The 14,226-nt window shown below is 65.8% G+C and carries 15 protein-coding genes; 9 read left to right on the forward strand and 6 right to left on the reverse strand.

All coding sequences use genetic code 11. The features are described 5' to 3' along the window. The first annotated feature begins 24 nt into the window (after positions 1–24). The 9 genes from PV768_RS09600 (at position 25) to PV768_RS09640 (ending at position 7,046) form a co-directional block, all read left to right on the forward strand. The gene (locus PV768_RS09600; RefSeq protein WP_421092894.1) at positions 25–576 is read left to right on the forward strand and encodes a cysteine hydrolase family protein; all 552 of its coding nucleotides are present in this window, start codon (positions 25–27) and stop codon (positions 574–576) included. Positions 577–699: 123 nt separating this feature from the next. Next, positions 700–1,002, forward strand: coding sequence for an urease subunit gamma (locus PV768_RS09605; protein WP_421092895.1), 303 nt, complete (start codon positions 700–702; stop codon positions 1,000–1,002). An 11-nt stretch (positions 1,003–1,013) separates the two neighbouring features. Continuing rightward, a complete protein-coding gene (locus tag PV768_RS09610; RefSeq protein WP_421092896.1) occupies positions 1,014–1,352 on the forward strand; it encodes an urease subunit beta in 339 nt (112 codons plus the stop codon). Continuing rightward, the gene (gene ureC, locus PV768_RS09615; protein ID WP_421092897.1) at positions 1,349–3,091 is read left to right on the forward strand and encodes an urease subunit alpha; all 1,743 of its coding nucleotides are present in this window, start codon (positions 1,349–1,351) and stop codon (positions 3,089–3,091) included. Before PV768_RS09610 ends, ureC begins: the two co-directional genes overlap by 4 nt. A 25-nt stretch (positions 3,092–3,116) precedes the next feature. Continuing rightward, on the forward strand, positions 3,117–3,596 hold the full coding sequence (gene ureE / locus PV768_RS09620) for an urease accessory protein UreE (RefSeq protein ID WP_421092898.1): 480 nt from the start codon (positions 3,117–3,119) through the stop codon (positions 3,594–3,596). 186 nt (positions 3,597–3,782) lie between these two features. Further along, positions 3,783–4,448 (forward strand): urease accessory protein UreF, encoded by a 666-nt coding sequence (locus PV768_RS09625; RefSeq protein WP_421092899.1) that lies wholly within the window; start codon positions 3,783–3,785, stop codon positions 4,446–4,448. Between the two features lie 41 nt (positions 4,449–4,489). Then, positions 4,490–5,107 (forward strand): urease accessory protein UreG, encoded by a 618-nt coding sequence (ureG, locus tag PV768_RS09630; protein ID WP_157239646.1) that lies wholly within the window; start codon positions 4,490–4,492, stop codon positions 5,105–5,107. Continuing rightward, complete coding sequence (locus PV768_RS09635; RefSeq protein ID WP_421092900.1) at positions 5,104–5,961, forward strand: urease accessory protein UreD; 858 nt, start codon at positions 5,104–5,106, stop codon at positions 5,959–5,961. The genes ureG and PV768_RS09635 overlap by 4 nt, the downstream gene beginning before the upstream one ends. Beyond that, positions 5,961–7,046 (forward strand): HoxN/HupN/NixA family nickel/cobalt transporter, encoded by a 1,086-nt coding sequence (locus tag PV768_RS09640; protein WP_421092901.1) that lies wholly within the window; start codon positions 5,961–5,963, stop codon positions 7,044–7,046. The genes PV768_RS09635 and PV768_RS09640 overlap by 1 nt, the downstream gene beginning before the upstream one ends. 37 nt (positions 7,047–7,083) lie before the next feature. On the opposite strand, the gene PV768_RS09645 is transcribed toward PV768_RS09640, so the two are convergent. From PV768_RS09645 to PV768_RS09670, 6 genes are all read right to left on the reverse strand, one after another. Further along, positions 7,084–7,542 carry a DapH/DapD/GlmU-related protein gene (locus PV768_RS09645; RefSeq protein WP_321215112.1) on the reverse strand — a complete coding sequence of 153 codons (459 nt, stop codon included), beginning with the start codon at positions 7,540–7,542 and terminating at the stop codon, positions 7,084–7,086. Positions 7,543–7,633: 91 nt separating this feature from the next. Continuing rightward, positions 7,634–9,943: a maltose alpha-D-glucosyltransferase gene (gene treS / locus PV768_RS09650; RefSeq protein WP_157239638.1), complete on the reverse strand. Its 2,310-nt coding sequence runs from the start codon at positions 9,941–9,943 to the stop codon at positions 7,634–7,636. A 124-nt stretch (positions 9,944–10,067) separates the two neighbouring features. Further along, positions 10,068–10,727, reverse strand: a complete 660-nt coding sequence (locus PV768_RS09655) for a GntR family transcriptional regulator (protein WP_157239636.1) — start codon at positions 10,725–10,727, stop codon at positions 10,068–10,070. Between the two features lie 120 nt (positions 10,728–10,847). Beyond that, complete coding sequence (locus PV768_RS09660; protein ID WP_421092902.1) at positions 10,848–11,873, reverse strand: transketolase family protein; 1,026 nt, start codon at positions 11,871–11,873, stop codon at positions 10,848–10,850. Further along, positions 11,870–12,736 carry a transketolase gene (locus PV768_RS09665; protein ID WP_421092918.1) on the reverse strand — a complete coding sequence of 289 codons (867 nt, stop codon included), beginning with the start codon at positions 12,734–12,736 and terminating at the stop codon, positions 11,870–11,872. The genes PV768_RS09660 and PV768_RS09665 overlap by 4 nt, the downstream gene beginning before the upstream one ends. Positions 12,737–12,771: 35 nt before the next feature. Further along, on the reverse strand, positions 12,772–14,109 hold the full coding sequence (locus PV768_RS09670) for an MFS transporter (RefSeq protein ID WP_421092903.1): 1,338 nt from the start codon (positions 14,107–14,109) through the stop codon (positions 12,772–12,774). Positions 14,110–14,226: the final 117 nt, after the last annotated feature.

A 14,226-nucleotide genomic window follows, 5' to 3' on the forward strand; every position in this document is an offset into this window, starting at 1 on the left:
AAGCCACGGGGTACGTTTCCGGACATGATTGCACTTCTTGTCATCGACATGCAGAACGCCTACTTCGAGGCCCCCGAACTTGCCGCGCAGCAGGAACAGCTGGTGGCCTCCTGCAACAGGCTGCTCGAGGCCTTCAAGGCGAGCGGCCACAAGGCCCTGATGGTGGGGACGGAGCACGAGCGGGACAAGTCAACCTGGACGCTGAACATGCTCGACGACGACCAGGGCTTCGTTTTCCGCGGCACCGAGCAGGCCCAGGCAGTGCCCGGGCTCGCCCTCGACGGCCTGCCCCAGCTGAACAAAACCCGGGACAGCGCCTTCGTGGGCACCAACCTCCTGTCCCGGCTGCGCAACTGGGGCGCGGACGAGGTGGTCCTCGCCGGAGTCTCCACCCACAACTGCATAGCCCAGACCGGCGCCGACGCCTTCGCCCACAACATCCGGGTCACCTATGCCAAGGACGCGATGGCCTCCGAGGACAGCCGGGACGCCGCGGACATGCTGCGCATCCTCTCCGCCAGCTACCGCCAGCCCGTCCAGTCCACCGAGGAGATCCTGGCCCGGCTCACCACATGAGCCTCCCGCCGCCGGAGTCTTGCCTGGACTGGAGAGCCGCCCATAACAAAGCCGAAACGTAGCCGAAACGTCCGCCACCTACTGTAGGTCCCACGCCGTCCGCTGGCTGCCGAAGGGACCCTCATGCATTTGATGCCACGTGAGCAGGAAAAGCTTCTGATCGTGGTGGCCGCCGACCTTGCGCGCCGCCGCCAGGCCCGCGGACTCAAGCTCAACTACCCGGAAGCCGTGGCCATCATCAGCTACGAACTGATCGAGGGCGCCCGGGACGGCCGTACCGTCGCGGACCTCATGAGCTACGGGACCACCCTCCTCCGCCGCGAGGACGTCATGGAGGGCGTGCCCGAAATGATCCACGACGTGCAGATCGAGGCCACCTTCCCCGACGGCACCAAGCTCGTCACCGTCCACGATCCCATCCGCTGAAGGGGCAGGCCATGATCCCAGGAGAGTACGTCCTCCGCCCGGAGCCCGTGACGGCAAACGCCGGGCGGACGGCGATCGAGGTCGCCGTGACCAACACCGGCGACCGGCCCGTCCAGGTGGGTTCCCACTTCCACTTCGCCGAAGCCAATGCTGCCTTGTCCTTCGACCGGGAGGCCGCCTACGGCCGGCGCCTGGACATTCCTGCGGGAACGGCTGGACGGTTTGAGCCGGGGGACTCCCGGAGCGTGCGGCTGATCGAACTGGCCGGGCGCCGTGAGGTGTTCGGGCTCAGCAATGCTGTCAACGGAAAGCTCGACGGCGGCACCCGCCCGGAAGGGGACGTCCAGTGAGCTTCGAGATCCCACGCCGGCAGTACGCAGACCTGTACGGGCCCACCGCCGGGGACAAGATCCGCCTGGCGGACACCGAGCTGTTCCTCGAGATCGAACAAGACCTCACCGTCTACGGCGAAGAGGTGGTGTTCGGCGGCGGCAAGGTGATCCGCGACGGCATGGGCCAGAACGGCCAGGCGGTCCGCGATGAGGACATCCCGGACACCGTGATCACCAACGCCGTGATCCTGGACTACACCGGCATCTACAAGGCTGATGTCGCCCTCAAGGACGGCCACATCTTCAAGATCGGCAAGGCCGGCAACCCGCAGATTACCGACGGCGTCACCATTACCATCGGCGCCAGCACCGAAATCATCGCCGGCGAACGCAAGATCCTCACTGCCGGCGGCGTCGACACCCACATCCACTTCATCTCCCCGGACCAGGTCCCGACGGCGCTGGCCAGCGGCGTGACCACCATGATCGGCGGCGGCACCGGTCCGGCCGAAGGCACCAAGGCCACCACCGTGACGCCCGGGAAGTGGCACATCCAGCGGATGCTGCAGGCGGCCGAGGGGTTCCCCATGAACATCGGCCTGTTCGGCAAGGGCCACGCGTCCGCCGTCGAACCCCTGGCCGAGCAGATCCGCGCCGGTGCCATCGGACTCAAGGTCCACGAGGACTGGGGGTCCACCACCTCCTCGATCGACATGTCCCTGACAGTGGCCGACGAGTACGACGTCCAGGTGGCTATCCACACGGACACCCTCAACGAGTGCGGCTTCGTGGAGGACACCATCCGCGCCATCGACGGCCGCGTGATCCATACCTTCCATACCGAGGGAGCCGGCGGCGGGCACGCGCCGGACATCATCAAGATCGCCGGGATGCCCAACGTCCTGCCGGCCTCCACGAACCCCACGCTTCCCTACACGCGCAACACCATTGAAGAGCACCTGGACATGCTGATGGTCTGCCACCACCTCAACCCGGACATCCCCGAGGACGTGGCCTTCGCCGATTCCAGGATCCGTGCCGAGACCATCGCGGCCGAGGACGTCCTGCAGGACCTCGGCATCTTCTCCATCACGTCGTCGGACTCCCAGGCGATGGGGCGCGTTGGCGAGGTGATCACCCGCACGTGGCAGGTGGCGGACAAGATGAAGAAACAGCGCGGTGTCCTGGAAGACCCACGCGGGGATGGCGCCGCCGGCACCCACGGCAGCGCGGGCAGCGACAACTTCCGGCTCAAGCGCTACGTTGCCAAGTACACGATCAATCCCGCCATCGCCCAGGGGATCGCTGACTCCGTGGGCTCGGTGGAGGTGGGCAAGTTCGCCGACCTGGTGCTGTGGGACCCGGCCTTCTTCGGCGTCAAGCCCGAGCTTGTCCTCAAGGGCGGCCAGATCGCCTACGCGCTGATGGGGGACGCCAACGCCTCCATTCCCACGCCGCAGCCGCGCACCATGCGGCCCATGTTCGGGGCGTTCGGAAAGGCGGTGCAGCAGTGCTCCATCACCTTCCTGTCCAAGGCAGCCATCGACGCCGGTGTCCCCGGGGAACTCGGGCTGGAGAAGGTCATCCGGCCTGTCTCCGGCATCCGGTCGCTCACCAAAGCCGACCTGAAATACAACGACGCCACCCCGGACATCCAGGTGGACCCGGAAACCTATCAGGTAACCGTCGACGGCGAAGACGTCACCTGCGAGCCGTCCGACGTGCTGCCCATGGCCCAGCGCTACTTCCTCTTCTGATTTCTTCCAAGCCCACGGAGACCCAGTGATCATCGACAAAGTCCTCGGCAACCTGCACGAACTGCCGGACCCGCACATCTACGCGGGCGTGCACCAGGAGAAAGTGGTCCTCCCCAGCGCCCAGCTGGTCAAGCGCATCCAGCGCGCGACGACGGACCACGGCAAGGAGATCGGCATCCGGCTGCCGTCCGGCTCCGGGGACCTGCGCGACGGCGACATCCTGCACATCGAAGGGTCCAACATGATCGTGGTGTCCGTCCTGCCCACCGACGTCCTGGTGATCGCCCCGCGGACCATCTCCGAAATGGGCGTCGTGGCCCACTCCCTGGGCAACCGGCACCTGCAGGCACAGTTCTTTGACTCATCGTCCGAATATGAAGCCGACGTCATGGTGTGCGCCTACGACCACACCGTCGAGGACTACCTCCGCCACAACTCGGTGCCCTACACCCGCCAGGAACGCGTCATGCCTGTACCTTTCCGCCATGCTGAACACTCGCACTAGTTCCAGCGTCACGTTGGGTACGGCGGCGGGTGAAGGGGGCTGTGCCCGTCCCCTGGCGCTCCCAACCCTCGCAAGCTCGGGCCGGGTCCCGCGCGCCAGTGGGCCCCCCGCGCGGCCCACCACGCCGCAGCCCTTATCTCCCGCCTCCGCCGACCCGAAACGTCACCTTTCCGGCGGGGGACTGTCATGAGCTACCAGCTGGCGCTCGCGCAGCTTACTGACTCGGCGCTTCCTACCGGGGCGTTTGCTCACTCTCTTGGTTTCGAGGGGTACATCGAGCGGGAGCTCGTGCTTGATGAGGGGTCTTTTGCGGTGTGGCTCGGTGCCTTTATCGGGCAGCAGTTGACGTACTCGGATGGGTTGGCTGTCCGGTTCCTCTATGAGGGGGTTGATGTTCTTGAGCTTGATGCCCTGCTTTCCGCCTGTCTTTTGCCGCGGCAGGTTCGGGAGGCTTCCGTCAAGATGGGGACCCGGTTGCTGGAGATCGGGGCGGAGGTCTTCCCCTCGGCGGAGCTGGAACTGTACCGGGACCTGGTGACCACCGGCCGGGCCGCCGGGCACCAGCCGCTGGCGTTCGCCGTCGTGGCCCGATCACTCGGCGTGCCGCTGCAGGAGGCGCTCGCCGCCTACCTTTTCGCCACGGTCACGTCCCTGACGCAAAACGCCGTCCGCGCCATCCCGCTGGGCCAGAACGCAGGCCAGCGGCTGCTTCGGAAGGCGGCCGACGACGTTGCTGCCGCCGTCGAACGCATCCCGCACCTCACGCCCGACGACTTCGGGGCCTTGAGTCCCGGACTGGAAATTTCGCAAATGCGGCACGAACGCCAACGTGCCCGGATGTTCATGAGCTAACCGTGCATTTAGGTACTGCGCTTTCAAATTCAGGAGGAACCATGGCTGAACCCATCAAGATCGGCATCGGCGGACCCGTCGGGGCGGGCAAGACGCAGCTCGTGGAGCGCCTCACCCGGCATATGAGCGGGGAAGTCTCCATGGCCGCCATCACCAACGACATCTACACCATCGAGGACGCCAAGATCCTCGCCGCCAACGGCATCCTCCCCGTGGACCGCATCATCGGCGTCGAAACCGGCGGCTGCCCGCACACCGCCATCCGCGAAGACACCTCCATGAACACCGCCGCCATCGAGGAACTCAAAGCCCGGCACCCCGACCTGCAGGTCATCTTCGTCGAATCCGGCGGCGACAACCTCTCGGCCACCTTCAGCCCGGAACTCGTCGACTTCTCCATTTACATCATCGACGTGGCCCAGGGCGAAAAGATCCCCCGCAAGGCAGGCCAGGGGATGATCAAATCGGATCTCTTCATCATCAACAAAACCGACCTCGCGCCCCACGTTGGGGCGGACCTCGCCGTCATGGAACGGGATTCCAAAGAGTTCCGCGGGGCCAAGCCGTTCTGCTTCACCAACCTCAAGACCGACGAAGGGCTCGACAAGGTCATCGATTGGATCCGCCACGACGTCCTGATGCTTGACCTGGCGCAATGAGCACGACGGCGGTCGGGTCACCGATGGGCCGGCTTGAGCTTGGCGTGAGTTTCCGGGGCGGAAGGTCCATTGCTTCCCGCCAGTTCCACGAGGGGGCCCTGAGGGTACTCCGGCCGCACTACCTCGATGACTCCGGGCAGGTTTGCTATGTCGTCGTCAACCCGGGTGGGGCTTATCTCGGGGCGGATCTGTTTCTTCTGAATGTTGAGGTCGGGGACGGCGCTGACCTGTTGCTGACCACCCAGTCCGCCACCAAGGTCTACCGGACTCCAGGGTCCTTTGCCGAGCAGCGGATGGCTGTCCGGCTGGGGGATGGGACCCGGCTGGAACTGGTCCCGGACCAGCTCATTGCCTACCGGGAGGCCAGCTACCGGCAACGGACGCACATTACTGTTCGGCCGTCGTCGTGCCTTGTCATGGCCGAGGTGGTGACGCCGGGCTGGTCTCCGGACGGTGCAGCCTTCCGGTACGAGGAAGTGCGGCTGCGGAACGAAATCCACGTTGAAACTGAAGGCGCCACCCAGCTGCTGGCGCTGGACAACCTGCTCATCCGGCCACCGTCGGGGGATGTCACAGGGCTTGGCTTCATGGAAGGCTTCAGCCACCTCGGGTCGCTCATCGTGGTGGACCCCCGCGTGGACCAGGCGCTCGCGGATGAGCTGCACGGCACCACATCCAACACTGATGCCCTGACCGGCATCTCCCTCACCCGCACAATCGCCGGAACCACGGGCCTGGTCCTGCGCTCGTTGTCGAACAGTACCGGGGAACTGAACCGCCACCTCGGGGCCTGCATCGCGCTCCTCCGGGAGCGGTGGCACGGGCAGGGACCACTGGACCTGAGGAAACACTGATGACAGCCCTCGGCAACATCACCACGCTGTACCGGGAGCGGGAAGCGCTGCCGCTGCGGACCCGCCTGCTGTGGATGTTCGGTGCCGTGGCCGCGCTGCATGCAGCCGCCGTCGTGCTCCTGCTCGCCGGGAACGCAGGCAAGGCAGGCGGAACCGGGGCGCAGGCACTCACGTGGGGGCTGGTCCTGACCGCCTACCTCTCCGGCGTGAAGCACAGCTACGACTGGGACCACCTCGCGGCCATCGACAACTCCACCCGCAAATTCGTGGCGCAGCGGCAGGACCCGGTGAGTGTCGGGTTCGCGTTCAGCCTCGGCCACAGCTCCGTGGTGACGCTGGCCGGCGTGCTGGTGATCGCGGGCGCCGCGGTGGTGGGGGAGTTCATGCAGGAAGGGTCCGCCGGGAACCTGGTGCTCGGGCTGGTGGGCAGCGGCGTGTCCGGACTGTTCCTGCTGGCCATGGGCCTGTTCAACGGTTCAGCGTTTGCCCGCTCGGCCCGCGCCTACCGCCGGGCACGGACCGGGGCCGCGATCAATCCGCAGGACCTCGCGCCGCAGGGACTGGTTGCCCGCCTCCTGGCGCGGCCGCTGGCCAGGGTACGGCGGCCGCGGAACATCTATGTCATCGGCTTCCTGTTCGGGTTGGGCTTTGACACCGCCACCACCGTCGGACTGCTGATGATCACGACGGCGGCGTCGCTGGCCGGGGTGCCCGCGTTCGCCCTGCTGGCGCTGCCCCTCGCCTTCGCTGCCGCCATGACCCTGTGCGACTCGCTGAACGGCATGGCCATGATGCGGATGTACTGTTCGGCCCTCGACGATCCGCAGCGGAAACTCGGCTTCAACGCCCTCGTCACCGGAATCTCGGCGGTCTCCGCCCTGTTTGTCGCGGTCATCACCCTGGGCGGCTTCGCCAACACAGCCTTCGCGCTGGAGGACCCCTTGACTGTGTGGCTGGGATCCGTTGACCTGGGCGACGCCGGCCTGCTGCTGGTGGCCCTGCTGCTGGCCGTCTGGGCAGCAGCGGCCCTGAAAGCACCGACGCAGGCAAAGCGGACGCAGGGCCGGCCCGCCCCCGGACCCTAGGCGGGTGCCGGCGCGACGGCCCGTGCGGCAGGGCGGCTCAGGCGGCCACCCGGCCCCTGCCCTTGGCGTGCGTCCGGCTCTTCCCGGGAACTGGGCGGTGTCGTTTTCCATGGGGCCCGGACAGGACCTGTCCGCCGTCGGGCACCGTTGCGTCCGCTTCCAGACGGGCGCCGTGCTCAATCGTCACGCCGGAGCCGATCCGGGAATGGCTCCCGATGTGCACCCGGTTACCCACGACGGCGCCGCGGCCAATGCGCACACCGTCGCCGATCACCGTCCGCTCGCCCACTGTCGCGTCGCGGTCAATCCAGCTGCCGTGTCCGATTCGGCACCCCGGCCCGATCCGGGCGCCGCCCTCCACGTACGTCATGGCGCCAATCCGGGCGCTCTCGGCCACAACGGCGCCGGGCCCAACAAGCCCGCCGCCGTTGGCATGCCGGACGTACCGGGTGACCTTCCCGGCGTCGTCTTCCACTGATACAAACTTCGCGGTCATTCAATCCCTCGTTCGAATGAGCGGAACTTTCCGCACATTCAGTTAACGGCGCGGAACTCAAGACGATTCCCGAACGGCGACGATCAGTCTGCTACGGCAGGTCCTTTCCGGGCTGAGCACCTTCAGCCTGCTCAGGGGCTGCCTCCTGCTCTGTCAGCTGCAGGACGGTTCCTTGGAAGGCGGGCAGTTCGAGGAAGAAGCTGCACAGGTCATCCACCTGGCCAACAGCGTCGCCGCTGAAGAGGTCGTGGACAGCGGCCCCCGGCACCAGGTGGCTGGACTGGATGCTGCCGGCAATATCCTGGTCCGAGAAGTTCAGCACGGTGACCCCCAGGGCGCCGCTTTCCAGCCGGATGACCATCACCAGCAGGCCGCGGTTGGAAACGTCCGGAACATCGAGCAGGGCCCCTGTGGCTATGCCGTTTTCTTCGCGCACAGCGAGGATCCGCTGGAGCCTGCTGGCGTAGGAGTCCGGGTTCTTCAGCTGCTCGGGAAGGGGGCCGTAAAGGCTGCGCGCCCGGGGCATGCCCGAGGAGGACACTTCCGCGTCCGGGCTGGTGCCCATGATGTCGTGGGCCCCGCGGTTGATCCAGCGGGTGTCGCCCTGGGCGGTGAGTTCCTCGACGCTCTTCCGGTCCAGCGCGGTGATGCCGGCCAGGTCCCAGCCGGAAAGGGCGAAGACGCCCGGCTGGAGGGCGTTGAACATCGAGAGGAGGATGTGCACATCCAGGACCCGCGCTTCCTCTTCGGAAGTGATGGCATCAGGGTCCCGGATTCCCAGCGCGGCCATGATGAAGCTAACTGTTGTGCAGGCGATGCCGTTGGTGGTGAACACCGCGTTGTAGGGGGCGTTCTCGCCGGTCAGCCGCTCGCGCATGGTCTGCTGCACCTGCTCCGCGAGCTGCGCCCCGGTGAGCTCCTGGCCGTTGAGCTCGAACATCTCGTCCCGGTGCCCGGCAGCGAAGTGCATCAGCTCGTAGGTCAGCTCATCATGGTTTTGCAGCGCATGCACGAGTGAAGCCTGGTCCACGCCGATCTCCATTGAGAGGCGCAGGGTCAGCCGCAGGAGTTCGGTGTCCGCAGTGACAAGCGCGTAGTGGTAGGCCGGCCTGGTGATGAAGTCGTAGGAAAGATCAGGGCCTGCTTCGGAGGTCGCCTTGATGTCGTCGATGGTCAGGTTAAGCTCCTGGAAGGAGAACCCGCCCACCTTCCGGATCATGGAGCCAATGAGCTGGTTGGCCGCCTCGGACAGCGGATGCCCCTCGGACCAGCCCGGCTGCTCCTCGGCACTCTTTTCCACGCCGAGGAATCCGTTGGCGTCCAGCCTGAGGGCACCGGTGCCCAGGTCGACCAGGGAATGCAGCGCATCGCCCACCACCAGGCGCATCCCCGCGAACGTGGGGTCCAGCCAGTTGATGGACGGCTGTCCTGCCTTGAAGTAGTGCAGGTAGACCCAGCGGCGCGTTTTACCGGTGGTGTCAACGATCGGCCGGGTTGCGCTCCAGTTCGTTTCCTTGACGCCGGGCTCATAGAAGATGACCCGCTGCAGCCGGCCAATGATGTACCCGGCCTTCTGCAAGGCCTGTTCGGCGTCCGGGCTCAGGTTTACCGAGTCCTGCCCTTCGGGGACCTCCGGCAGCAGGTGCCAGTCCTCCTCCGGGATGTCCACCATGTGGTAGATCCCCGGGTAGTCCCGGAAATTCATTTCGGCGAGGCGGAAGTCCGCTCCCTTGCCCGTGTGCCCCGGGACGATGTCGTCAATGATGGTGCCGCCGTGGTCGGCAGCGACCTCGCACATCCGGCGGAATTCATCCTCCGTGCCGAACACAGGGTCGATCGCCATGCTGATCCTGTCGAAGTGGCCGTCCACGCTGGGTGTCTGGGACCAGCCGCTGATGCCGCCCGCCAGTTTGACCGGGCCCGTGTGGATGGCGCGGATGCCTATCTGGCTGAAGGCTTCCCACATGGCCGGATCACCGAGGGCCGAGAGGAAGGACTGGCTGGACCTGGTGATGAAGGACAGTGGATATGCGGTGAACCATACCGGCGCACGTTCAACGGCGGCCCGGGGATTCGGATGGGCGTAGGAGTTCTGCCACATGCTGGCCTGTCCCGAGAGTTGCCGGGCCAGCGTATTGGCGTCGCCCAGCATTGCCTGGTTCCGCAGCCATTCGACGTAGGCCGCATTGCGTCCATCGAATTCGAAGGACGGCCTGGTGGCGAAGTACTGGCGGCGGCGGGCAGTGGGGCGCAGCGCCTTGGGCCGGGCAGGATAGAACTGCTCGTCGAAATTGACGTCCGGTTCCACCGAGGGTTCAACAGTTACCGGGGTAGCTTCCTGGTCATCACCCGCAACGGTCTCCGCTTCATAAACACCGTCGCTGGCCATCGGTTCCCGCATACAGTCCTCTTTCTAACGTTGATTCCGCGGTCCCAAGGCGCGCTGCCTGACACCCTTCCCATAGTCCCAGTACCCGGGGGTGCCGAGACTATTCGGGGCGAACTACGAAACTACCAAGAAATGGCTAGGCCACAAGGTTGGCCGCGGCAGTGTCCATATGTTCCCGGATGGTTTTCCGGGCCAGCGAGGCGTCGCCGGTTTCGATGGCCGCCACAATATCGTGGTGCCGGTCCACGCTCATGTTCTTGACGCCCTTTTCGAGCCCGGCGAACATGATGGACATCCTGATGGACCCTTCCAGCGCTTCCCAGGTGTGCAGGAGTGTCTCATTGCCCGTGAGCCGGCACAGCGTGCGGTGGAATTCCAGGTCGGATTCGACGCGCTGCTGCAGGCCTTCCTTCTCGGCTGCCTTCATCGCATCGATGGCTGAGCGGAGGGATGAGATGACGTTTTGGCGGTCCGGCAGTTCACAGAGCTCTCGGGCGGCCAGTGACTCGAGGGCGGCCCGAACGGTGTAGATGTCGCGGATCTCTTTTTCGTCCAGGTGCCGGACGGAGAGCCTGCCGCGCGGCCCGGCGGAGACCAGGCCTTCCTGTTCAAGCTGGCGCAGGGCTTCGCGCAGGGTTCCCCGGCTGATCTGCAGCATCTCGGAGAGTTCGGTTTCCACCAGGTGGCGGCCCGGTTCAAGTTCACCGCTGGTGATCGCGGTGCGCAGAGCCGAGAGCGCCTGTTCGCGCAGGCTTTTCTTTTGCAGTCCCAGCAGCGGGGCGGTCAGTCCGGCCATGGCCTCTGTCCTCAATGTTGTAAGTCGACTGTTTACAGTCGGTAGTAGTTTCGATAGTACGGCAGAAAGCACGGCACCGGCCGGGACCGGTGCCGTGCTTTCTGCGTTGCGGCACGGATGCTAGCCGAGTTCGGCGAGGACCTTTGCCACGATGCGGTCTGTGGCCAGCCCGTAGCGCTCGTGCAGGGTGGGCAGGGCGCCGGCGTCCAGGAACTGGTCGGGGAGCGCCACGGGCACCACCCGCTTGCCCAGGCCCGCGGTGACGACGGCGGAGGCGACGGTTTCGAACAGTCCGCCCACCACCGAGTGGTTCTCCAGGGTGACGGCGAGCCGGTCGGTGTTGATCTCCTTGAGGACGGTTTCGGCGTCGAACGGCTTGATGGTGGGGGTGTGCACGACGGCGACGTCCACGTTGTGTGCCGCCAGCGCCTTAGCTGCCTGCAGCGCACGCATGGTCATCAGGCCGGAGGAGATGAAGACGACGTCGTTGCCGCCGCGCAGCACCTTGGCCTTGCCGAGTTCGAACGTGTAGCCGTATTCATCCAGCACGGTGGGGACGTTGCCGCGCAGCAGGCGCAGGTACGTGGGGCCGTCGGAAGCGGCGAGCTGCGGGACTGCCTGTTCGATGTCGATCGAGTCGCACGGGTCCACAATGGTTAGGTTGGGCATGCCGCGGAAGATCGCCATGTCCTCGGTGGCCTGGTGGCTGGGGCCGTACCCGGTGGTCAGGCCGGGCAGGCCGCCCACGATGTTGACGTTCAGGTTCGGCTCGGCCGCGTCCAAGCAGAGGAAGTCGTAGGCGCGGCGGGCGGCGAACACCGAGTACGTGGACGCGAACGGGACGAGCCCGGTTTCGGCCAGGCCGGCGGCGGCGCCGAAGAGCAGCTGCTCGGCCATGCCCATCTGGAAGAACCGTTCGGGGAAGGCCTTGGCGAAGATGTGCATGTCCGTGTACTTGCCCAGGTCCGCGGTGAGGCCGACGATCTTGTCGTTCTCCTGCGCGGCCTTGACCAGGGCGTGCCCGAACGGTGCGGACGCGGTCTTCTGGCCGGGGTCGGCGAAGGAGGCGATCATCGCCGAGGTCTTCAGTTTCGGCTTCGGCTTCGCCGCTGTCGCGGTGTCGGGGGCCTCGGTGGTGGTGCTCATGCTGAAGCCTTTCCTTCGTAGCCGGCGGTGAGCTGCTCGCGGCAGATCTGCCATTCGTGTTCGTCGATGCGCATGAAGTGTGCCTTCTCGCGCTCCTCCAGCAGCGGCACTCCGCGGCCCACCTTCGTGTCGCACAGGATCGCCGAGGGGCGTCCGACGGCGGCGGCCTGGGCGGCTGCATTGTCGAACGCTGCCAGCAGCGCGCCGACGTCGTTCCCGTCCACCCGCTGCGTGTACCAGCCGAAGGACTCCCATTTCTCGGTCACCGGCTCGGTGCGGAGCACTGTGTCCGTCTTGCCGTCCGCCTGCAGGGCGTTAATGTCCACCATCGCGGTGAGGTTGCCCAGCTGGTGGTGGTGCGCACCCATGGCAGCCTCCCAGGTGGAGCCTTCGTCCAGTTCGCCGTCGGAGAGGAAGTTGAAGACGCGGGCGCTGGAGCCCTGGTAGCGCAGGCCCAGGGCCATGCCCACGGCAATGGTGAGGCCGTGGCCCAGGGAGCCGCCCGAGATTTCCATGCCGGGCGTGTAGGTGGACATCCCGGACATCGGCAGCCGGGAATCGTCCGAACCGTAGGTTTCCAGCTCTTCGACCGGGACGATGCCGGCCTCGGCGAGGGCGGCGTAGTGGCCAATTGCGTAGTGCCCGGTGGAAAGCAGGAACCTGTCCCTGGCCTCCCAGTGCGGATCCTCCGCCCGGAAGCGGAGCTGGTCTCCATAGACCGCGGCCAGCATGTCCGCGGCCCCCAGGGCCTGGCCGACATAGCCCTGGCCCTGGACCTCGCCCATGTTCAGGGCGTGGTGCCGGATGCGGTAGGCCGCGGCGCTGACCTGCGCCAACCGGTCCTGGACGATTCCTGTGGACATTGCTGTCTCCGTGTTCGATTCGTGGGTGATGGTCATCAGACAGTTACCGAATGCGGGGTGCTTTTGGTGGCCTCATCAGCCAGCTGGCGTTCGCGCTTGCCCCAGGTCTCCCGGGTGACGAGGGCGGCCCAGAGGCCGATCGCTGCGTAGAAGCTGAAGAGGAGCGCCGGGCCCATCCAGCCGAGGGCTACGAACAGCAGGGTGGTGACGAAGGGCGTGAAGCCGGAGACCATGGCTGAGATCTGGTACGCCAGGGACGCTCCGGAGGAGCGGGTCTTGGCCTGGAACAGTTCCGGGAACCACGGGCCCTGGGCGCCGGCAAGCGAGTTCTGGCAGACGGCGTAGGAGATGACGATCGTGGCAATGACGAAGATGAACAGCCCGGTGTTCACCATCAGGAACATGGGGATGCCGAACAGGGCAGCGAACGCTGTGGACCAGATGTACAGGGGCCGGCGGCCGACGCGGTCCGTGAGGCGGGCCCAGGCCATGGTGGCGAAAATGCCGATGAACGAGGCGATGCAGAGGGCCACGAGGGTTTCGGTCTTGTTGGCGAGCTGCTGGGTGTGCAGGTAGGAGATCATGTACGTGACGGACACCGCGTAGCCTGCAGTCTCGGCGATGCGCAGGCCGATGCCGCGGACAATGCTCCGCCAGTCGGTCCGGATAACCTCGGTGATGGGCGACTTAACAATGGAGCCGCTTTCCTTGACCTCGTCGAAGACGGGGGACTCCGGCACCTTGGAGCGGATGATCAGGCCGACGGCGACCAGCACGATGCTTGCGAGGAACGGAACACGCCAGGCCAGTTCACCGCCAAGGTTCACACTGACCAGGAAGACGAGGTTGGCCAGGAGGAGGCCCACGGGGAAGCCGGCCTGCACAATGCCCGTGTACTTGCCCTTGGACTTCCAGGGCGCATGCTCGTAGCTCATGAGGATGGCGCCGCCCCATTCCGCGCCGAAGGCGAGGCCCTGCACGATGCGGACAAACACCAGCAGCGCGGGAGCCAGCAGGCCAACCTGTCCGTAGGTGGGCAGCAGGCCGATCAGGAACGTGGCCACACCCATCAGGATCAGGGAGGCAACCAGGACGGGCTTGCGGCCCACCTTGTCACCGAGGTGGCCGCCGATGATGCCGCCGATGGGACGGGCGGCGAAGCCGACGCCGAGGGTGGCGAATGCTGCGAGCGTTCCTGTTACGGGATCGCCCGTGGGGAAGAAGGCTGTTCCGAAGTAGAGGGCCGCAGCGGTGCCGAAGCCGATGAAGTCGTAGGTCTCAATGACGGCGCCCACTCCGGAGCCGATAGCGACGCGCTTTGCATCCTTGGTGCCGTGAACGTGTCCACGCATTTTTAGAGCTTCGTTGCTCATGGTGTTTCCCTTTCGAAAAGCGGTCCGAGGGGATTCGGCCGCTGTCGACTGTTAACAAATGATATCCCCAGTGTGACCTGCCTCATGCTGACTGTCAACAGTCAATGTTGGAAGTTG

The sequence above is a fragment of the Pseudarthrobacter sp. CC4 genome (assembly GCF_048957775.1).
Classification (GTDB): domain Bacteria; phylum Actinomycetota; class Actinomycetes; order Actinomycetales; family Micrococcaceae; genus Arthrobacter.